The 20740-nt window shown below is 62.2% G+C and carries 21 protein-coding genes and 1 pseudogene; 9 read left to right on the top strand and 13 right to left on the bottom strand.

Annotated elements, in window-relative coordinates; all coding sequences use genetic code 11:
- Positions 1 to 3: 3 nt before the first annotated feature.
- Positions 4 to 822 (top strand): MBL fold metallo-hydrolase, encoded by an 819-nt coding sequence (locus tag ASD99_RS18065; protein WP_057144456.1) that lies wholly within the window; start codon positions 4 to 6, stop codon positions 820 to 822.
- A 13-nt stretch (positions 823 to 835) separates the two neighbouring features.
- Here ASD99_RS18065 and ASD99_RS18060 read toward each other — a convergent pair whose 3' ends face one another.
- Positions 836 to 1210: a GNAT family N-acetyltransferase gene (locus ASD99_RS18060; RefSeq protein WP_244497791.1), complete on the bottom strand. Its 375-nt coding sequence runs from the start codon at positions 1208 to 1210 to the stop codon at positions 836 to 838.
- 353 nt (positions 1211 to 1563) lie between these two features.
- Between ASD99_RS18060 and ASD99_RS34750 the strand changes: the two are divergent.
- The 6 genes and pseudogenes from ASD99_RS34750 to ASD99_RS18035 all read left to right on the top strand — a co-directional run.
- Positions 1564 to 1878 (top strand): annotated as a pseudogene (locus ASD99_RS34750) (hypothetical protein); the annotation flags it as partial.
- A 112-nt stretch (positions 1879 to 1990) separates the two neighbouring features.
- Positions 1991 to 3076, top strand: coding sequence for an ABC transporter ATP-binding protein (locus ASD99_RS18055; protein WP_057144455.1), 1086 nt, complete (start codon positions 1991 to 1993; stop codon positions 3074 to 3076).
- 38 nt (positions 3077 to 3114) lie between these two features.
- Entirely contained in the window at positions 3115 to 4440 is a 1326-nt protein-coding gene (locus tag ASD99_RS18050; protein WP_056588767.1) for an ABC transporter substrate-binding protein, read from the top strand.
- A 205-nt stretch (positions 4441 to 4645) separates the two neighbouring features.
- A complete protein-coding gene (locus tag ASD99_RS18045; RefSeq protein ID WP_413813938.1) occupies positions 4646 to 5497 on the top strand; it encodes a carbohydrate ABC transporter permease in 852 nt (283 codons plus the stop codon).
- A 2-nt stretch (positions 5498 to 5499) separates the two neighbouring features.
- Positions 5500 to 6393, top strand: a complete 894-nt coding sequence (locus ASD99_RS18040) for a carbohydrate ABC transporter permease (protein WP_056588763.1) — start codon at positions 5500 to 5502, stop codon at positions 6391 to 6393.
- Between the two features lie 135 nt (positions 6394 to 6528).
- Positions 6529 to 7440: an agmatinase gene (locus ASD99_RS18035; protein WP_057144454.1), complete on the top strand. Its 912-nt coding sequence runs from the start codon at positions 6529 to 6531 to the stop codon at positions 7438 to 7440.
- 2 nt (positions 7441 to 7442) lie between these two features.
- Here the strand turns inward: ASD99_RS18035 and ASD99_RS34745 are convergent, their stop codons facing one another.
- The 7 genes from ASD99_RS34745 to ASD99_RS18005 form a co-directional block, all read right to left on the bottom strand.
- Positions 7443 to 7730: a hypothetical protein gene (locus ASD99_RS34745; protein WP_244497790.1), complete on the bottom strand. Its 288-nt coding sequence runs from the start codon at positions 7728 to 7730 to the stop codon at positions 7443 to 7445.
- Positions 7731 to 7773: 43 nt separating this feature from the next.
- Complete coding sequence (locus tag ASD99_RS34740) at positions 7774 to 8076, bottom strand: hypothetical protein (protein ID WP_244497789.1); 303 nt, start codon at positions 8074 to 8076, stop codon at positions 7774 to 7776.
- A gap of 64 nt (positions 8077 to 8140) precedes the next feature.
- Complete coding sequence (locus tag ASD99_RS18025) at positions 8141 to 8803, bottom strand: glutathione S-transferase family protein (RefSeq protein ID WP_057144453.1); 663 nt, start codon at positions 8801 to 8803, stop codon at positions 8141 to 8143.
- A gap of 40 nt (positions 8804 to 8843) precedes the next feature.
- The gene (locus tag ASD99_RS18020) at positions 8844 to 9716 is read right to left on the bottom strand and encodes an aldose 1-epimerase family protein (protein ID WP_057144452.1); all 873 of its coding nucleotides are present in this window, start codon (positions 9714 to 9716) and stop codon (positions 8844 to 8846) included.
- A 203-nt stretch (positions 9717 to 9919) separates the two neighbouring features.
- The gene (locus ASD99_RS18015; protein ID WP_057144451.1) at positions 9920 to 10636 is read right to left on the bottom strand and encodes a Bax inhibitor-1/YccA family protein; all 717 of its coding nucleotides are present in this window, start codon (positions 10634 to 10636) and stop codon (positions 9920 to 9922) included.
- 22 nt (positions 10637 to 10658) lie between these two features.
- Positions 10659 to 11432, bottom strand: coding sequence for an anti-sigma factor family protein (locus ASD99_RS18010; protein WP_057144450.1), 774 nt, complete (start codon positions 11430 to 11432; stop codon positions 10659 to 10661).
- On the bottom strand, positions 11429 to 11947 hold the full coding sequence (locus ASD99_RS18005) for a sigma-70 family RNA polymerase sigma factor (RefSeq protein ID WP_244497788.1): 519 nt from the start codon (positions 11945 to 11947) through the stop codon (positions 11429 to 11431). Before ASD99_RS18005 ends, ASD99_RS18010 begins: the two co-directional genes overlap by 4 nt.
- Before the next feature lie 219 nt (positions 11948 to 12166).
- Between ASD99_RS18005 and ASD99_RS18000 the strand changes: the two genes are divergently transcribed.
- On the top strand, positions 12167 to 13351 hold the full coding sequence (locus tag ASD99_RS18000; RefSeq protein WP_057144449.1) for an aromatic amino acid transaminase: 1185 nt from the start codon (positions 12167 to 12169) through the stop codon (positions 13349 to 13351).
- Between the two features lie 89 nt (positions 13352 to 13440).
- Positions 13441 to 14265 (top strand): nucleoside triphosphate pyrophosphohydrolase, encoded by an 825-nt coding sequence (mazG, locus tag ASD99_RS17995; protein WP_056588742.1) that lies wholly within the window; start codon positions 13441 to 13443, stop codon positions 14263 to 14265.
- A gap of 66 nt (positions 14266 to 14331) precedes the next feature.
- On the opposite strand, the gene hflX is transcribed toward mazG, so the two are convergent.
- From hflX to ASD99_RS17970, 5 genes are all read right to left on the bottom strand, one after another.
- Positions 14332 to 15723 carry a GTPase HflX gene (hflX, locus tag ASD99_RS17990; protein WP_056588739.1) on the bottom strand — a complete coding sequence of 464 codons (1392 nt, stop codon included), beginning with the start codon at positions 15721 to 15723 and terminating at the stop codon, positions 14332 to 14334.
- A complete protein-coding gene (gene hfq / locus ASD99_RS17985; RefSeq protein ID WP_006202172.1) occupies positions 15724 to 15969 on the bottom strand; it encodes an RNA chaperone Hfq in 246 nt (81 codons plus the stop codon).
- 145 nt (positions 15970 to 16114) lie between these two features.
- Positions 16115 to 16978 (bottom strand): D-amino-acid transaminase, encoded by an 864-nt coding sequence (locus ASD99_RS17980; RefSeq protein WP_056588736.1) that lies wholly within the window; start codon positions 16976 to 16978, stop codon positions 16115 to 16117.
- Positions 16979 to 17077: 99 nt separating this feature from the next.
- Positions 17078 to 18439: a sigma-54-dependent transcriptional regulator gene (locus ASD99_RS17975; RefSeq protein ID WP_056588733.1), complete on the bottom strand. Its 1362-nt coding sequence runs from the start codon at positions 18437 to 18439 to the stop codon at positions 17078 to 17080.
- Positions 18429 to 20717 (bottom strand): sensor histidine kinase NtrY-like, encoded by a 2289-nt coding sequence (locus tag ASD99_RS17970; protein WP_056588731.1) that lies wholly within the window; start codon positions 20715 to 20717, stop codon positions 18429 to 18431. The genes ASD99_RS17975 and ASD99_RS17970 overlap by 11 nt, the downstream gene beginning before the upstream one ends.
- Positions 20718 to 20740: the final 23 nt, after the last annotated feature.

The following is a 20740-nucleotide window of genomic DNA, read 5'->3' as shown; positions in this document are numbered from 1 at the left end:
ACGATGCCTGACCGCCTGCGCCTCACCATTCTCGGCTGCGGCTCGTCGCCAGGCACGCCGCGCATCACTGGCGACTGGGGCAATTGCGACCCGCACAACCCGAAGAACCGGCGCATGCGCACCGCTGTCCTGGTCGAGCGGATCGCGGCGAACGGCAGCCGCACGATTGTCGTCATCGACACAGGACCGGATTTTCGGCAGCAAATGCTGATGGCCTGCGTCAAACGCATCGATGCGGTCGTCTATACGCACCCACATGCCGACCATATCCACGGCATCGACGACCTGCGCGGTTTCGTTCAGGATCAGCGCCAGCTGATCGACATCCACGCCGACACCGCGACAATGCTTCGGCTGCGGGAGGCGTTCGGATATTGTTTCGAGACGCCGCAAGGCAGTTCCTATCCGCCGATCGTCCGACCGCATCTCATCGACCACGCCAGGCCGGTGGTCATCGAAGGAGAGGGGGGTGCCCTCACCCTCGAGCCGTTGCCGCAAATCCATGGCGATATCATATCGCTCGGCTTTCGCATCGGCGCGCTAGCCTATTGCCCTGACATCAGTGGCTTTCCGGAGGCCACCGTCGAACGGCTGCGCGGCCTCGACGTGTTGATCATCGACGCGCTGCAGTACCGGACGCATCCAAGTCACCTGTCACTTGGGCAAGCGTTGGACTGGATCGAGCGATTGGCGCCAACACACGCCGTGCTGACGCATATGCACGTGCCGCTCGACTACGCCACGGTGATGGCTGAGACACCAGCCAACGTCGAACCGGCCTATGATGGCATGGTGATTGAAATCCCTTATGATTCAGTGTGATGCGAATAGACCTTCATGAGGGCTTTCGACTCCTTGGTGCAAATATTAGCAGCGTTCCGATCCGCTCGTAGCCCATCCGGGGATAAAGCAGCGCCCCGGCGTGGGTTGCAGCCAGCACCGAGTACCTCGACCCACGCGCCAGATCGTCGTGCAACATTTTCGACATCAAAGCCTGGCCAATGCCGCGACGCCGGTGCGAAGGCTCGACATACATGCTCGAACACCACGTGGCTCCCACGGCATCCAAGCTGCGCACGCGCCCAACGATATCGGCGCCATCGACTGCCACATACTGGCGGAACGGCGCACTGTCGCCGAGCAAATCGTCCGCGATCGGCAGCCTGCGGATGATCTTTCCCAACTGCGCCGCCCGTTCGGCTGTCTGCACGCGTTCGACCGAAGCAACCGCCGGCGGACTCGGAATCTGGCGCAATCGGTGGACGAAAAAGCCTTCGGTCCGAAGCAGCCGGTAGCCGAGAGCTTTGTAGGCGGCTCGTGTCGGCTTGCCATCTTCATTTCGACAGCCTAGCGTTGGCTATCCGCTCAAGGCAATACGCGACAATTGGCTCAAGCCTATGAAAATCAGCGGCAATTTCCAGTTCTTGGCTAATGCGTAAGTTCCATAATCTATCTTATGCGACTTTCTGATGTGGGCCCAAAGTTAAAATGTCCCACTTTTGCAAAGTAGGAATGTCGCTTCCGCTTTGCTGAATGCCATTCTCCCCGGCACCGCTAGCGAGGGAGGCAGATCTGAACGTCGCGATATGGTCGCTCTGGAACTATGTGATGGGCGCCACCCTCACCCGGGCCAGCTTCGACCTCTCGGACGACAACAGGGTCACCTCGCGGCAGCGTCTTGAGCATTTCAGCGAACGCTGCCCGACAATCGAACGTTCCCGCCTGCTGTTGGATGACGATTGGGATCGATGGCCTCTCTCCCGGACAACGAACTCTTGCTTGCCATCGGTGGCCGTCACCGCATCGCACTCTGGTTCACCTGCTGGATTCATCATGCTACTTTCGGCAGGCGTTTGCCTTTACAGGCAGGTCTGGTAGCGCTACCGTTTCATCATCGCGCGTGACCAGGGAGGAGCTTGGGAGCTGTCGCGGGCCAGATAGAAAGCGGTTCCCTTCGACGACGTCGCAGGAATCTGTCGGGAGGAAATCGATGGCGTCTGTCGCGATTGGCGATGTCTACAAGTCGTTCGGGACCGTCGAGATTCTCCACGGCGTCAGCGTGGATATAAAAGACGGCGAGTTCGTCACTCTGGTCGGGCCGTCGGGCTGCGGAAAGTCGACCCTTCTCAGGATGATCGCCGGCCTGGAAAAGATTTCGCGCGGCCAGATTGCGATTGGCGAGCGTGTCGTCAACAACGTGGCGCCAAAAGAACGCGACGTCGCCATGGTCTTCCAGAACTACGCGCTCTACCCGCACATGACCGTCGCCGAGAACATGGCATTCTCGCTCATGCTCAAGGGTGTTTCGAAAGCCGAAAGCGATGCCGGCGTTCAGCGCGCGGCCGAAATCCTTGGACTAGTGTCGCTGCTGTCGCGCTATCCGCGGCAGCTTTCCGGCGGCCAGCGCCAGCGCGTCGCCATGGGTCGAGCGATCGTGCGCGATCCGGCTGTCTTCCTCTTCGACGAGCCGCTGTCCAATCTCGACGCCAAGCTCCGAGTGCAGATGCGTGCCGAGATCAAGGAATTGCACCAGCGCCTGAAGACCACAACAGTCTATGTCACTCACGACCAGATCGAAGCCATGACCATGGCCGACAAGATCGTCGTCATGCACGACGGCATCGTCGAGCAGATCGGCCCGCCACTGGAACTCTATGACCGGCCGAACAATCTTTTTGTCGCCAGCTTTATCGGCTCGCCGGCCATGAATTTGCTCAGGGGCGAAATCGCCACCGACGGCTCGCCGTCCTTTCGAGGCTCCGGGGGGATTTCAATCCCGCTGGCCTCGGCACTTTCCATCGGCAATGGCGAGCCGGTGGTGCTGGGAATACGGCCGGAGCATTTGCGGCTGTCCGACCACCAGGGCATTCCGGTCACCGTCGCAGTGGTCGAGCCAACAGGGTCCGAAGTGCAGCTCATCGGCCGGACAGCCAGCGGCGAAGAGATCGTCGCGAATTTCCGGGAACGCCATTCCTTCACGCCGGGCGAAACCATCCGGCTTACGGCCGATCCCGGCCTCATCCATCTCTTCCACGGCGAAACCGGACAGCGATTCGAAACACGCACCGAGCAGTAGGACTTCACGGCAAGGACAATAAACAGGAGGAAACGAGCATGAAATTCACCAGACGTGACGTGATCCGCACCACCGCTGGCGCCGCGGCGGGTGTCTTGGGAAGCCGGTTCGTCGGCTCTCCCGCCTTCGCCCAACAGGGATTGACATATAAGCCCGAGGAAGGCGCAAAGCTGCGGCTGCTGCGTTGGTCGCCGTTCGTGCAGGGCGATGAGGACCAATGGCTGGCCAATACCAAGCGGTTCACCGAGGCTACAGGCGTCCAGGTTCGCGTCGACAAGGAAAGCTGGGAGGACATTCGCCCCAAGGCGGCGGTCGCCGCCAATGTCGGCTCCGGTCCGGACCTCATGTTCGTCTGGTTCGACGACCCGCATCAATATCCCGACAAGCTTCACGATGTGTCGGAGCTGGGTGAGTATCTGGGCGCGAAATATGGCGGCTGGCACGACGGTCCAAAGCAGTATGCCACACGGGAGGGCAAATTCCTCGGCCTGCCCCTGGCCACCATCGGCAATGCCATCGTCTATCGGGAGAGCTGGGTGAAGGAGGCTGGCTTCTCGGAGTTTCCGAAGGACACCGCAGGCTTCCTCGAACTCTGCAAGGCCTTGCAGGCCAAGGGACATCCCGCCGGCTTCACGCACGGCCATGGCGTCGGCGACGGTAACAACTACGCTCACTGGCTGCTCTGGAGCCATGGCGGTCAGATGGTCGACGAAGGCGGAAAGGTGGCGATCAACAGCCCGGAGACCCTCAAGGCGATCGAATACGCGCAGGAGCTCTACAAGACCTTCATCCCCGGCACCGAAAGCTGGCTCGACGTCAACAACAACCGCGCCTTCCTGGCCGGCGAACTGGGGGTGATCGCCAATGGAATTTCCGCCTACAACACGGCCAAGATCAACAAGGACAAGGATCCAAAGCTGGCTGAAATCGCCAAGGACATACGCACGACCAACCTGCCGATCGGCCCTGTCGGCAAATCCGTCGAACTGTTCCAGGTGACCACGGCCGTCATTTTCGACTACACGCCCTACCCCAACGCGGCCAAAGCCTATCTGCAGTTCATGTTCGAGGATCCGCAAATGTCGGACTGGATCACTTCCTCGGCGGGCTACTGCTGCCAGACACTCAAAGCCTTCGACAACAATCCGGTGTGGACGGCCGACCCGAACAATGCCGCTTATGCGAAAGCCTCGGCGACGCTGCGTCCCAACGGCTATGCCGGGCCGCTCGGTTATGCTTCGGCAGCGACCATGGCCGATTATGTCCTGGTCGACATGTTCGCCAAGGCCGTGACAGGTCAGGCGACGCCGCAAGAGGCGATGGAAGAGGCCGAGAAGCGAGCAAACCGGTACTATCGCGTCTGATCACAGCGCAGCCGGGCAGCCCGCGAGCGCGCTGCCCGGCCAAGTTCCGGATTCGCGTGGCGGCCACTCGGGTCGCGATGCACCAGACTTCGTGAGGAGCCAACCCATGGCCGTGCCTTCTGCTGCCGTTCAGCCGCGTCCGTCGATCCTCTCGCGGAGCCTCTCGTCACTGGCCGAAAGCCGGAACGCGCTTGGCTTCGGCTTCATGCTGCCGGCGGCGGCACTGCTACTTGTCTTCCTGACCTATCCGCTCGGCCTAGGCGTCTGGCTTGGCTTCACCGATGCACGCATCGGCCGCCCCGGCATCTTCATAGGCCTCGAGAACTACGAATATCTTTGGAGCGACGCCGTCTTCTGGCTCTCCGTCTTCAACACCTTGCTCTACACGATCAGCGCCTCGATCCTGAAATTCGCGCTTGGCCTCTGGCTGGCTCTCATTCTCAATCAAAACCTGCCCTTCAAATCGTTCTTCCGCGCGATTGTCCTGCTGCCGTGGGTAGTGCCGACGGTGCTGTCGGCCATCGCCTTCTGGTGGATCTACGATGCGCAGTTCTCGATCCTGTCCTGGGCGCTGCAGCAGATGGGCCTTATTGACCATCGCATCAATTTCCTCGGCGATCCGACGAACGCCCGGGCGTCGGTCATCGCCGCCAATGTCTGGCGCGGCATTCCTTTCGTGGCGATAACATTGCTTGCAGGCTTGCAGACGATTCCGCAGTCGCTCTACGAGGCCGCGACGCTTGACGGTGCCAGCCGCTGGCAATTGTTCCGCTATGTGACGCTGCCGCTGCTGACGCCTATCATCGCCATCACCATGACCTTCTCCGTGCTGTTCACCTTCACCGATTTCCAGTTGATCTATGTGCTGACCCGCGGCGGACCGGTGAATGCTACCCATCTGATGGCGACATTGTCGTTTCAGCGCGGCATTTCCGGAGGCCAGCTTGGCGAGGGCGCTGCAATCGCGGTCGCCATGATCCCATTCCTGCTTGCAGCGATCCTGTTCAGCTATTTCGGCCTGCAACGCCGCAAATGGCAGCAGGGCGGCGGAGACTGACAATGACCGCGATTGCAAAAAAGAAACGTCCGGAACTCGACGAAGGCGGCATGGGTTACCTTCAGAGTCTGCCGCGCCGCGTGGTGACGGTCTATCTGCCGTTGCTGGTGTTCGTCATCGTGCTGCTGTTTCCGTTTTACTGGATGACGATCACGGCTGTTAAGCCCAATCTCGAAATGACCGACTATGCAAATTTCAATCCGTTCTGGGTCGTGCACCCGACCTTGGAGCACATCCGCTATCTCCTCTTCGACACGTCTTATCCGGGCTGGCTGCTCAACACGGTCATCATCTCGACAGCCGCCACGTTCCTGTCGCTGCTGGCTGCAGTTTTCGCGGCCTATGCGATCGAACGGCTACGGTTTTCCGGGGCACGTCAGGTCGGTCTCGCAGTCTTCCTGGCCTATCTTGTGCCGCCTTCGATCCTGTTCATCCCGCTGTCGGTGATGGTGTTCAACCTTGGGCTCTACGACACGCCCTTTGCGCTCATCCTCACCTACCCAACCTTCCTGATCCCGTTCTGCACCTGGCTTCTGATGGGGTACTTCCGTTCCATCCCGTTCGAACTGGAAGAATGCGCGCTGATTGACGGGGCGAGCCGGTGGCAGATCCTCACCAAGATCGTACTGCCACTGTCGGTGCCCGGCCTGATCTCGGCCGGCATATTCGCATTCACCCTCTCATGGAACGAGTTCATCTATGCCCTGACGTTCATCCAATCGTCCGAAAACAAGACAGTACCGGTCGGGGTGCTCACGGAGCTTGTCCGCTCCGACGTCTATGAATGGGGGGCACTGATGGCGGGAGCGCTGATCGGCTCATTGCCGGTCGTGGTGCTCTATTCGTTCTTTGTCGAGCACTACGTTTCCTCGATGACCGGCGCGGTGAAGGAATAGCACCCTCACCTTTGCGCAATCATGAGGCATTTTCCCGGCGGCCGGGAATGCCCGATGAAGGGCACCAGGCGGCCGGTCGATAGGTGTCGGCAACACCGAAATTTCAGCTAAACCATCATCAGGACCTATCAAGAAATGACCGCCTCGCCTCCCTTTCTCGGCTTACCCGACCGCCTCGCCGATGGCCGGGTGCCCCGTGCGGTGATCGTCGGGGTCGGTCACGGCAGCACCTATCCCGGCAAGGACAGCAGCGGCCATGCCTTGGCCGCCGACGCCATCCGCGCCGCGAGCCAGGACGATGCCGCGCTGGTCGAGCACTGGGATTTCGATCTCGGCGGCCCGCTGTTCGACGGCAAGCCGGTCTCTTGCATCGACGCAGGCAATATCTTGACCACCATGCATGACAATTCCGGCAACCGGGCCCGGATCGAGGCGAAAATGCGCGAAATCCTGGCATTGCCGGCTGTGCCGATCCTGATCGGCGGCGACTGTTCCATGACCATTCCCTTCCTCGCCGGCTTTGCGGACCACGGGCCGGTCTGGGTCCTGCAGATCGACGCCCATATCGACTGGCGCGACGAGGTGGATGGCGAACGCTACGGCTATTCGAGCCCGATGCGCCGGGCGAGTGAGATGCCGCATGTCGCCGGCATCGTGCAGGTCGGCCTGCGCAGCGTCGGCAGCGCGCGCCTCACCGAAATCGAAGCGGCGCGGCGCTATGGCAGCCGCTTCGTGACCGCCCGCGAGGTCCACGCCCAGGGCGTCGAAGCCGCACTTCGGCATATTCCGGAAGGCGCGCGGGTCGTCGTCACCCTCGACTGCGACAGCCTCGATCCAAGCATCATGCCGGGCGTGGCGGCGCGGACGCCCGGCGGCCTCACCTACACGCAGGTGATCGACCTGGTCGCCGGCCTTGGCAGGCGGGCCAGGATCGCAGGATTCGACCTGGTGGAGTTCTATCCCCCCGCCGACATTGACGGCCTGTCAGCCCTGACCGCCGCGCGCCTTCTCGTCAACGTGATCGGCACCGTCGTCCGGCAGGTTTGAAATCACAGCCCTGCTCTTCGCCGTAGACCGGCCCAAAGGCGGTTGAGCGAGCTTGCGGGTGAAATGTCCTTTGCCACACAGGGATATTCGATCCTGTCTTGTCTGACGGGCTCGTCGCTCCAGACCATGTTGAAAGCAATGCCCTTGAGCCCAAGCTCCCCGATCCGGCGCACGATCGTCTCCTGCAGATAGATTTCGGATATTCGTACTCTGTCGGCACGCTCGGGCAGCTTGAATATCTCGGTACCGCCGATTGCGTCCGGTCGAAGGACGAGGCTTTCGATCACCATTATCCCGCCATCGTCGAAGCGAACGATCTTTGAGCGTTCTTCGTCAAGCGCAGAGCGATATGGCCTGGTCAGAACGAAGCGGCAGGAATTCACCGTACGGTTCGAGGGTTGGCCGAAGCAACTTCAACGCCCTCGCCCGCAGGATGAGTACGTGCTCGCCAAGCCATGGAAAATCTGAATAGTGCCGGAGCGTGCCGTCGTCGTGTTGGCGCAGGATTTCCATCTGGGGCGGATGCCATCGTGTCTGCTTCTGGCCGCACAGGCTCGAGAACAGCTGGTAGTCGTCCGCCTGTCGAGGAAGGACCCATTCCTGTCCTTCCACCACGTTCAGCACATAAATTTTCATTCGATCTCCCGCACGTCATTGCCTTGGTAGGCCGCGACCTCCTGCGCGGCGCTTCGCGTTCCCCTCACCCCTGATCCGCAACTGCCGCTCGCGGCACCGGCGGCAATTCAGGTGCATCCAACCCTTTGAACGGATCGCGCCAGGCGTCGATCTCTTCAAGCCGACGATACCAGCGCCTGACAGCGGGATAATCATCGAGCGGCAATCTGGCGACATCGTTGAACGGCAGAAAGGTCGCCATTCGGAAGTCGGCAAAGGAAACCGAATTCCCGACCAGCCATTGCCGCTCGGCAAGCACGGCCTCCAGTATTGCAGCGGCCGTGCGGAAATGTCTTAGCCCCTCTTCCACCCGCTCCTGATCGATCGGGCCTATGCCGTACCGCTGTTTGGTCCCACGTTCGAAATGCACCGTGTCGCAAGCGAATGCGAAGTGCTCCTTGCCCCAGCTGAGCCATCGGATCATCTCTGGTTCGTCATCGCCCATGCGCCAGAAATCCGAATGCGCGTTACGCGAGAGCCTGCAGGCTATGGCGTCTGCCTCCCAGAGGCCTTTCCCCTCGCCTTCCACAAGGATGGGCAGCGAGAGATTGGGATTTAGCGGGCGATATTTCTCCGCTTGCCCTGGAGCGAATGGCGAGGCGAATTCAAAGTCGACTTTCGCATCGAGATAGCGTGCCACAGCGACCACGAGTCGAGGATTGGGATTGCGGCTGAAATACAGCTTCATCGGGCACCGTCGGTGTGGCCGGATCTGCCGATCAAGGGCGTCACAGCAGCCGTATCTGATAGCTCAGCACGCGCTTTGCTGCAGGTGCGATCAGCATCAGGCCCGGCTTGTCGACAAAATCGCCGTCGAAATCCACCGGGCTTGCGATGCCGTGCCAGGGTTCGATGCACAGGAACGGCGCGCCACCCGGCTTTGACCAGATGCCCAATTCCCGAAATCCCTGCCACGACATCTCCAGGGCCGGACGACGCTCAGCGCCATAACGCACACTGGTGCTGGCTGGCTGGTCCATGATCACGGCGTCCTCGTCAAACAACCGTTCGGAGAGCGCTAGAGTTTTGCCTTCGACAGGCGTCGGCTGTGGTGTTTTCAGCAGCAGGCCGTCCTTCAGCCGGCGGATCGGCGCCGGCTCGTCATCGGCAAAGGTCAGCCGGCAATCCGTCTTGGCCAGATCCTGCAGCAAGGGCCAATTGAACGCCGGGTGCGCCCCGATCGATGCCGGCAGCAACTCATCGCCGGTGTTGGTGATGTCGAATGTCACATCAAGCTGACGGCGGTCCAATGTGTAGGTCACCGCCAGGCGAAAGGCGAAGGGGTAGTGCGCACGGGTATCGGCGTCGTCGGTGAGGACCAGCGTGCAGGCCCCTGGCTCCCTCTGCGCCCAGGCAAACGGCTTGTCGCGCGCGAACCCATGCTGCGTCATCGGATAGGTCTGGCCTTGATGATGCAACTGGTCGCCCTTCAGCCGCCCGACGATCGGGAACAGCACCGGCGAGTGACGCCGCCATTCCGGGCCGGCCTGCCACAGAAACTCTGTGCCGTCGGCACCGCGCAGGGAGACCAGTTCGGCGCCCTGCCCGACGACAGTCGCCGAGATGCCGTCACCGTGAAGCGTCAGGCTGTCCTGTTCCATGCGTCCTCACGAGTGGCGTGGCCGGCAGGCTAGCAAAAGGCGACGTGTGAACTCAAGAGCGGCAGATCTACATCGCGTCTCGGTCAGCCGCGATGAATGATCCACGGCACAGCATGAAAGGTCCTGCCTCAAATGGAAAACCGTGGCCGGAGGTTGCCCTCCGGCCACGGCAAGATGCGTAGCGTTGCCTGCTACGGTCCGGATTACTCGCGTTCGCCGGTGAAATTCAGCAACAGCTGGAAGATGTTGATGAAGTTCAGATAGAGCGAGAAGGCGCCGAAGACGGCGAGCTTCTGGCGCGATTCAGCGTCGAAGTTCTCGGCATACTGTTCCTTGATCGTCTGCGTGTCCCAGGCGGTCAGGCCGATGAACACGGCAATGCCGATCACCGAGATGGCGAACTGCAGCGCGGTCGAGCCGAGGAAGATGTTGACGATGCTGGCGATCACCACGCCGATCAGGCCCATGATCATGAACGACGAGAACTGGGTCAGGTCGCGCTTGGTCGTGTAGCCGTAGAGGCTGGTGGCGCCGAACATGGTGGCGGCGATGAAGAAGGTGCGCGCGATGCTGGTTCCGGTGAAGACCAGGAACACGGAGGCGAGCGACAGGCCCATGACCGCGCAGAAAGCCCAGAACATCGCCTGGGCGCTGGCCGCCGACATGGTCTGCATCTTGAACGAGAACAGCATGACGAAGGCGAGCGGCGCCAGCATCACCACCCATTTCAGCGGGCTGGAGAAGATTGGCACGTAGAGCGCCGGCGTCGACGATATCATGAAGGCGACCAGGCCGGTGACCACCAGGCCAACGCCCATGTAGTTGTAGACGCGCAGCATGTGCTGGCGCAGGCCCTCGTCGAAGATGGCTCCCGTTTGGGCGCCGGCGCCGACGCGGTATCCCAGATTGGGGGTGTTCATTTGCGTTCTCCTTGTGGATCGGTCAGTACAACGTTCTGGCGAGCGTCTCGGCGGCGCGATCGAGGTCGTGGACCTCGCTCCGTCCGACCACCGCATAGGCGACCTCGCCGACCTGGAAATAAGCCGAGGAAATATCGCCCGATGGCGCGATGGTCGGCTTGACGACGTCGAAGGTTCCGGGCCGGATCGCAAACAGCGACACCAGTCCCATGTCCTTCGTCTCGACCGCCATCTCGACGCTCGGGCCAAAGCGCGACGGATAGATCTGCACGTCGCGGACCTTCCAGTCCGCCGGCAGTGACGGCATGACGATGGCCGTCGCGGCGCGGATCTCGCCGGCGTTGTAATTGGGCGCTTCCGGCTGCGAGGGCATGCTCTCGCGCACCAGCGTCGTCCTGTGGGCCCGCACCGCCTCGTCGACATAGGCAGGCGGCTGCGGCGAGGCGACGACCTTGGTCACCGATATCGGCCCGATTATGCCGTTCGCCAGCCAACCGGCGGCCACGAAGGCGGCGACCGCCGCAGCACGCTGCAACACACCGAAGATGTGGCCGCGCGCAAGCGCCCTCTCCAGCCGTCGCGCGGCATCGGCGGTCGCGGGCCGCGCCATGCCCTTGGAGCCGGCAAGCGCCACGCGCAGTTCATCGCGGGTTCTGAGATCCGACATCACGCGTGCCGCGGCCTCCGGCCGAGCGGACAGAAAAGCCTCGACCTCGATGCGGCGGGTGACGTCGACCTGGTCGTCGACATAGGCGTCGAGGTCGATATCCGTCACGGGATCGACAGTTGCTGTCATGACGGGCCTCCAACGATCTTGAGATGGTTTTTCGCCTTCGCGGGAGCCGCCTCCATCTCGCGCAGTGCGGCGCGCGCCCTGCCAATGCGTGACATCAGCGTGCCCAGCGGCACGCCGCTGGCATCGGCGGCTTGGCTGTAGGAAAGGCCTTCGATGGCGACGAGGTGCAGCGCTGAACGCTGTTCTTCCGGCAGGCTGAAAAAGGCTTCGCGTACCTGCGCCAGGCGCACCGAATGTTCCTGCGGCGCCGGTGTGCTGCCCTCGGCAAGGTATCCGGCCTGTTCGACGCGCGCCGCTTCGGACCTGCGGGACCGCATTTTGTCGATGAAGGCGTTGTGGACGATCGACAGCAGCCAAGCGCGCAGATTTCCACCGGAGCGGAAGGTGCCGCGCCGCTCATAGGCACGCACCAGCGCGTCCTGCACGAGATCCTCGGCGTCCGTGCTGTCGCGCGTCAGCGAGCGCGCGTAGCGGCGCAGCGAACCGAGCTGTCCTATGATGTCAAAGCGTGGCATCGACGGTTTCATGTCCTGTTTACGGAGCATGTGGGGATTTTAATCCCTGCCCTGCCAAATTTTTCGCTGGGTTCGCTGGAGCACATCGTTCGCTTCTGCTCATCCTTTGAACCGCTGCTGAGACCGGCATCAAGCTTTGCATCGGCTGAGGCGGCAGGAAAAGCGCTGGCGAAACGCGGCCGATTTGCGTATCAATCCGCCGCCATTGGAGCCGTATCGATGTTTGAAGCCCTGCAGCCCGCCCCAGCCGACAAGATCCTGGCCCTGATAGGCCTTTATCGCGCCGACCCGCGCCCCGACAAGGTCGACCTCGGCGTCGGCGTCTACAAGGATCGCGACGGCAAGACACCGGTCATGCGCGCGGTGCGCGAAGCCGAAAAGCGGCTGCTACAGGGTCAGGACACCAAGACCTATCTTGGCCTTGCCGGCGATACCGGATTCACCACTGTGATGGCCAAGCTCGCCTTCGGTCCGGGTGCCGACATGACGCGCATCCGCGCCGCACAGGCGCCTGGCGGCTCCGGCGCGCTGCGGCTGGTGGCGGAACTGCTGAAGCGGACACGCTCCGATGCAACCATCTGGCTGTCGGACCCGACCTGGCCGAACCACATGCCGGTGATGCGCGCCGCCGGCCTGCAGATCCGCGAATACCCCTATTTCGATGCGGCCTCGGGCGCCGTTCGTTCCGACGACATGCTGGCAGCGCTGCGGACGGCAAAGAGCGGCGACGTCGTGCTGCTGCATGGCTGCTGCCACAACCCGACCGGCGCCAATCTGGATGCGGCCCAGTGGGCTGCCGTTACCGATCTGGTCGTCGAGCGCGAGCTGCTGCCGTTTGTCGACATCGCCTATCAAGGCTTTGGCGATGGCCTTGAGGCCGACGCCCTCGGCTTGCGCCTGCTGGCCGCGAAAGTTCCGGAAATGGTCGTCGCGTCGAGCTGCTCGAAGAATTTCGCCGTCTACCGCGACCGTGTCGGCGCGGCGATGATCCTGGCCAAGGACGGCGCACAGGCGGATGTGGCGATGAGCCAGATGCTGTCGGCGGCGCGCGCCATGTATTCGATGCCGCCGGACCATGGCGCTGCCGCGGTGCGCATCGTGCTGGAAGATGCCGCCTTGCGTGCGGACTGGGAGGCTGAGCTTGAAGAGATGCGCCTGCGCATGCTCAGGCTTCGCGTCCAGTTCGCCGAGGCGTTGCGCCGGCAGTCCAATTCCGACCGCTTCGATTTCGTTGCCAGCCATCGCGGCATGTTTTCCCGCCTTGGCCTCACGGAAGCGCAGGTCGAGCGGCTGCGCGCCGAGCACGGCGTCTACATGGTCGGCGACAGCCGTATCAATGTCGCCGGTCTGCCCGAGGACGGCATGGACGAACTCGCCAAGGCGATCGTTTCTGTGTTCGACTGACAGGCTGGGTATCCAGCACCTGTGGACAAGCCCCCCTCGCCGGCTGACAGCGTTGGCCGCGCGGCCGGCGGCGCGATACCATCCACCACATGACGCCATCGAAAGACATTTCGCGCCTGATCGAAATCATGGCGGCGCTGCGGGCGCCCAAGACCGGCTGCCCTTGGGACATCGAACAGGATTTCTCGACCATCGCGCCCTATACGATCGAGGAAGCCTATGAGGTGGCCGACGCCATCGCGCGCGGCGACCTCGACGATCTGCGCGACGAACTCGGCGATCTTCTGCTGCAGGTCGTCTATCATGCCCAGATGGCCAAGGAAGCCGGCGAATTTGCCTTCCCTGACGTGGTGCAAGCCATCACAACGAAGATGATCCGTCGCCATCCGCATGTCTTCGGCGACGAAAAGGCCCGCAGCGCCGGCATGGCCAAGGGCATGTGGGAAAAGATCAAGGCCGAAGAGAAGGCTGAGAAGCGAAGCGCCCGCCTCGCCCGCGGTCTCGACCCGGAAGACAACGGCAAGGGGTTTCTGGACAGCGTGCCGGTCGCCCTGCCCGCCCTGACCCGGGCGCTGAAACTTCAGGAGAAGGCCGCCCGCGTCGGCTTCGACTGGAGCGAGGCGGCGCCCATACTCGACAAGATCCAGGAAGAGATCGGCGAGCTGCGCGAGGCATTGGCCAAGGGCGACACAGCCTCGATCAAGGACGAGTTCGGCGACATGCTGTTTGCCGTCGTCAATCTCGGCCGTCACCTCAAGCTCGATTCGGAAGCAGCGCTGAGCGGCACCAACGAGAAATTCCGCTCACGCTTCCATTATGTCGAACAGGCCCTGGAAAAGTCCGGCAGTACGCTGGAAAAGGCTGATCTGGCCGAGATGGAAGCGCTGTGGCAGGAAGCAAAAACCGCGAAGTAGCCTGCTTTTGGATTTGTCTATGCATGTCGTAGTCCCAAAACCGGGACCACTTTTGGGCGACATGCATTAGCCGTTGTTTTTGCGACGCAATCTGCTTTCGATCTCTTCGCGGGCGCTTTGTGTTGCCTTGAGCGAGATGGTGACGCTACCGTCATCATTGTCGCTTCGCGAAAGGACATCGCCATTGCGATAAAGCCAGTCGACAAGGCCGAACTGTGCCGGCTCGATCGTCACCGTCAGGTCTTCAAGCTCACCCGCCATCCGCGTTTCGATGATCGCCTTCAGCGCATCGATTCCCTCGCCGGTCACCGCCGACACCGCAATGGGCGGCGCCTTGCTGGCGTCGGCGCCATCGGCGAGCAGCCGGCTCCTGTTGCCCTCGTCGAGCCTGTCGATCTTGTTCCACACTTCTATGACCCGTTTGGCGTCGCCGGCATCGACACCGAGGTCGGCGAGGATACGCTCGACATCCTCGGCTTGCGCCGCGGTATCGGGATCTGAAATGTCGCGCAGGTGGATGACGAGATCGGCCTCGACCACCTCTTCCAGGGTGGCGCGGAAAGCCGCGACCAGATGCGTCGGCAGGTCCGAGATGAAGCCGACCGTGTCCGAAAGGATGATCGGCGTGCCATGCGGCAGGCGCACGCGGCGCAGCGTTGGATCGAGCGTGGCGAACAGCATGTCCTGCGCCAGCACATCCGCTCCGGTCAGTCGGTTGAACAGCGTCGACTTGCCGGCGTTGGTATAGCCGACAATCGCCACCACCGGGAACGGCACCTTCCTGCGCTTGGCTCGGTGCAGGTCGCGCGTGCGGCGCACCGTTTCCAACTCGTGCTTCAGCTTGATGATCTTTTCCTGCAGCTGTCGCCGATCCGATTCGATCTGCGTTTCGCCGGGGCCGCCGAGGAAGCCGGCGCCGCCGCGCTGGCGCTCAAGGTGGGTCCAGCTGCGTACTAGACGGCCCTTCTGGTAGTTGAGATGGGCGAGCTCGACCTGCAGCGTGCCTTCCTTGGTGCGCGCGCGCTCGCCAAAAATCTCAAGGATCAGCCCGGTGCGGTCCAGCACCTTGGCGTTCAGCTCTTTCTCGAGATTGCGCTGCTGCACCGGGGTCAGCGGATGGTCGACGACGACCACCTCCGCGTGACCCTCTTTGACGATTTCGGCGAACTCGGCCACCTTGCCGCTGCCCAGCAGCGTCGCCGGGCGCGGATCATTGACGGTGACCACCGCCGTGTGGATCAGGTCAAGATTGATGGCGCGGGCAAGACCGACGGCCTCGTCGTGGCGAGCGTCAGCCGAACGCATCAGCCGTGGGCGGTTGGTCTCGTCGTCGTTGCGCTGGTGGCGGGTCAGGACGGGCACAATGACAACGGCCCGGGTCGGGCCCTTGGCTTCCGTCCCGGGATGATGCGCTGGTTTTCCGCGAACAGTGGCGTCCGCGTCTTTCTCACGTGCCAATCAGGCGCCCTGACTTTCCTCGCCATCGAACATCTGAACCGGCTGGCTCGGCATGATCGTGGAAATGGCGTGCTTGTAGACGAGCTGGGAGTGACCGTCACGGCGCAGCAGCACACAGAAATTGTCGAACGAAGTGACCACGCCGGTCAGCTTGACGCCGTTGATGAGGAAGATGGTGAGTGGGTTCTTGCTCTTGCGAACTGAATTCAGGAACAGGTCCTGAAGGTTTTGCGATCGTTCCGCCATTGTTCTTGTCTTTCGCCGATCCCCTTCGATTTGCAAGCCAATGCGCCAAATTAACGGGCGCATGTCAAGCTCGCAAACACCGTCTCGTCGTCAGTAACGACAAGCAGAACGAGATATATTGATGTTCATTCCACCTGTGCGGTTATCAGGCTGGACTTTTTTCCGCAATGTCAAAAAAGGCCTGCCGCAACGAAAGTGTTATTGAGCCGGGGTGTCCATTGGCGACCGTATCGCCGTCGATGGCCACGACCGGCATGGCAATTGTCGTTGCGGAACTGATGAACGCCTCGCGTGCCGCCTTGGCCTCGGCGACGGAAAAGCCGCGCTCCTCGATCTTCAGGCCGAGCTTGGCAGCCACTTCAAACATGGTCGTGCGGGTGATGCCGCGCAGGATGCCATGCTCGGCCGGCCTGGTAACCAGGACGCCGTCCCTGGTGACGATCCAGGCGTTGGACGATCCGCCTTCCTTGACCATGCCGTCGCCGTCGACGAACCAGGCTTCCTGGGCGCCCGCTTCCTTGGCCTTCTGCTTGGCCAATACATTGGGCAGCAGTCCGACGCTCTTGATGTCGACGCGATCCCAGCGGTTCTCCGGCACGGTGATGACAGCGATACCGGTCTCGGCTCGCTTTGCTCCAGCCGCCGGATCGGCTTTCCTGGCGGTCACTACCAGGGACGGCTTGGTGTCGGCGGAAGGGAAGACAAAGTCGCGGCTGGCAACGCCGCGCGTCACCTGGACATAGACCAGGCCGTTGGCGACATGATTGCGGTTGACCACCTCGCGCAGGATGAGCGGCAGCACGTGAGAGGTGACTGGCCAGGCGATCGACAATTCGGTCAGCGAGCGGTTCAGCCGGGCCAGGTGGCGCGGCATGTCAACGATGAAGCCGCGCGCTACTTCGCACACCTCGTAGACGCCGTCGGCGAACTGATAGCCGCGATCCTCGATATGCACGGCGGCGTCGGCGTGCGTGACATAGCGCCCGTTGACATAGGCAATGCGCGGCATGGGCAACCTCTAGGAAATTCTTGGGGCTTTCTTATGCGATTCCGCCGCCGCCGTAACCGGCAAATGCTTGGTACAGGCCGGCTGGCTCGGCGCTGCGTGTCAGACGCCCAGCGACTTCAGCTTGCGGTGCAGAGCGGAGCGCTCCATGCCGATGAACTCGGCGGTTTTCGAGATGTTGCCGCCGAAGCGGTTGATCTGGGCGATGAGATAGTCCTTCTCGAACTGCTCACGCGCCTCGCGTAGCGGCAGCGCCATGATGTGCTGATCGGATTGATTCGGGGTGCGTGGCATGACATCGCCAATCTCGGCCGGCAACAGGTCCGCGGTGATCGGCGCATCGACGTCATCACCGCGCGCCAGGATCATCAGGCGCTCGACATTGTTGCGCAGCTGGCGAACGTTGCCCGGCCAATTGTGCGCCTGCAGCACGGCCAGCGCATCGTCGCCGATGCGGCGCGGCTTGATGCCGGCCTGGCGTGCGATCTGCTTCATGAAATTGTCGACGAGATAGGGAATGTCCTCGCGCCGCTCGGCCAGTCCCGGCACCATGACCGGAACCACCGCCAGGCGATGATAAAGATCCTCGCGGAAACGGCCGTCGGCGATCATCGCCTCGAGGTTCTGCGAGGTTGAGGAAATGATGCGGACATCGACCTTGACCCGCTTGGTGCCCCCTACCCGCTCGAACTGCTGCTCGACCAGCACGCGCAGGATCTTGTTCTGCGTCTCGCGCGGCATGTCGGCCACCTCATCGATGTAGAGGATGCCGCGATGAGCCTCCTCGAGTGCGCCGACCTTGCGCTCGACGCCGTTCGATTCGGTGCCGAACAGCTCGATCTCCATGCGCTCGGGCGTGATGTTGGCGGCGCTCAGCGTCACGAACGGTGCGGTCTTGCGTGCCGACAGCGTGTGGATGGCGCGCGCGGCCAGTTCCTTGCCCGAGCCCGACGGGCCGATGATCATCACGCGACTGTTGGTCGGGGCGACGCGCTCGATGGTCTGGCGCAACTGGCTCATCGCCGACGACATGCCGATTAGGTCGAAAGTTTCGCCGCTGCGCAGCTTGAGGTCGGAAACCTCGCGCCGCAATTTCGAGGTCTCGAGCGCACGCTCGGCAATGAGGATCAGCCTGTCGGCCTTGAACGGTTTTTCGATGAAGTCATAGGCGCCGCGCCGGATGGCGGAGACCGCCGTTTCGATGTTGCCGTGGCCGGAAATCATCACCACGGGCAAGGTCGGGTGCATCGTCTTGATCTCGTCGAGCAAAGCCAGCCCGTCCAGGCGCGAGCCCTGCAGCCAGATGTCGAGGAAAATCAGCCGCGGCGCCCGGTCGGCAATCGCCGCCAGCGCGCTGTCGGCATCGAATGCCGTGCGGGTTTCGTGACCTTCGTCGCTCAGGATGCCCGCGACGAGTTCACGGATGTCTTCCTCGTCATCGACGATGAGAATATCAGACGCCATTACCGACCTTTTCAGTTTCTCTTTCGTTTTCCGACCTGCTCTCGCTGCGTGGTGGAGACGCAGCGGCCGCAGGCGGTAGGATGATGCTGATCATCGCGCCGCGCCCATTGTGGAAATCGGCAGGGGCATCATGAAGTTCCAGCCTGCCACCATGGTCCTCCACGATCTTCTTGACGATAGCGAGACCGAGCCCGGTGCCCTTCTCGCGTGTGGTCATATAGGGCTCGAGCAGCCGTTGGCGATTCTCACGCGGCAGGCCTTTGCCATTGTCGATGACGTCGATGCGAATCGCTCCATTCTGGCGCCCGGCTTGAATCCGGATTATGCCGTGCGAACCGTCCTTCTGTTCCAGTCCGTCGATCGCTTCGGCGGCGTTCTTGATCACATTGCCGAAAGCCTGCGCCATCAGCCGGCTGTCGAAAGTGCCCTTGAGCGGCTCGTTGCCGAATACGCGCTCGAAAGCAATGTCGGCGCGGCTGACTTCAACCAGGAACGAGGCCTCGCGCAACGATTCGCGCAGATCGATGGCTTTCATCTCGGGCTTCGGCATGCGCGCGAAAGCGGAGAATTCGTCGACCATGCGGCCGATGTCCTCGACCTGCCGGATGATGGTGTCGGTGCATTGATCGAAAATCTCGCGGTCCTCGGTGATGACCTTGCCGAAGCGTCGCTTGATGCGCTCGGCGGACAGCTGAATCGGCGTCAGCGGATTCTTGATCTCATGGGCGATGCGCCGCGCCACGTCGGCCCAGGCGGAGGAGCGCTGTGCCTGAACCAGGTCGGTGATGTCGTCGACCGTCACGACATAGGATTTTTCCTCCGAGCCGTCATCGCCGGCCTCGATGGTGATCTGCACGTTGAAGGTCCGTTCGGCGCCGGCGCGGTAGAAGGTCACCTGCTCGCGATAGACAGGCTTGCCGGACTTGCGGCCGATCTCGAAGACGCGGCCGACATGCGGGAGCACGGCGGAAAGGTTCTGTCCAAGGGCGGCGCTGGCGGAGATGGCCAGCATCGCCTCGGCCGAGCGGTTGACGATGGTAACGATGCCGTAGGGATCGACGCCGATGACGCCTGCGGTGACGCCGGCAAGCACGGCTTCCGAGAAGCGGCGCCGTTCGTCGATCAGGTCCTTGGCCGACAGGATCTCGTTGCGCTGTGATTTCAGCTCCAGAAGCATCTTGTTGAACGTATCGCCGAGCGAAGCGACATCGCCGTCGGATGGCCTGACGGGAACCGCAACGTCGAGATTGCCGGTCGCCACCTCGTCGGCGGCACCGATAAGCTGGCGAATGGGCCGCACCAGACGGTCGGCAACCGCAATGCCGGTCCAGATGGCGGACAGGATGATGATCAGCGTCAGCGACAGATAGGGCAGCGCGAAGGCCACCTGCGAGGTGCGGCGGTTGTCTTCCAGGCCGCGATATTCGTCGGTGTTGGACCTGACGATCTGCCGCGCCTTGATCACTTCGGGATCAACGAGGCGAATGGTGTAGAGATAGAGCCCTTCGATCTCGCGCAGTTTCACGATGGCGCCCATGATGTTGCGCGTTTTCGGCTCGATCAGCACCGGCTTGCCGTCGGCAGCGCTGGACACGGCGCCTTCCGGCGGCTCGGGCATGGCGAAATCCGTATCGGTCTTGGCGCTCATGACAAAAGAGCCGTCCGGCTTGATCAGCGCCGCATGGGCCAGCGACCGGCCTACGGCCTCCTTGGTCATCAGGTCGAGAAATCCAGTGCGATCAAGGCCGTAGAGTGTGCGCGACGCATCGAGATCATAGGCCATCGACAGTGTCGTGCCCTGGAGATTACGGGCATTTTCCTGGACATAGGCGTCGGCGATCGACAGCGACGAATTGACGATCGTCTTGGTGCGGATCTCGAACCAGCGGTCGAGGCCGATGTCGAGCGTGATCGACGCGATGATCGCCACCATGATGGCGGGAATGGCGGCGACCAGAGCGAACATGGCGACGATGCGCACGTGCAGCCGCGAGGCGGCCTTGCCGTGCCGGCGTGCCATGAGGATGCGGTGCACTTCACGTCCGACCAGCGCGATAAGGAACAGGACGAAAGCCGCGTTGAGGGCGATCAGCGCCAGCGTCGTCGATTCGTTGGGCGTGATCGGCGTCGCGCCGACAAGGATGGTGAACGAGATCGCCGCCGTCACCAACGCCCCCACGACCGCGACCACGCCCGGCAGCGCAAGCAGCCGGCGCCCGTCACGCGTGCCGGGTTCGCTGAAAAGCGGTTGGTTTGTTGTCGGTGCCTGCGGAGCCATGTCGTCGTCTAGAGCCATGAATG

The organism is Mesorhizobium sp. Root695 (assembly GCF_001428185.1).
Lineage (GTDB): Bacteria > Pseudomonadota > Alphaproteobacteria > Rhizobiales > Rhizobiaceae > Mesorhizobium.
This window is presented reverse-complemented; position numbering and strand designations above follow the sequence as displayed.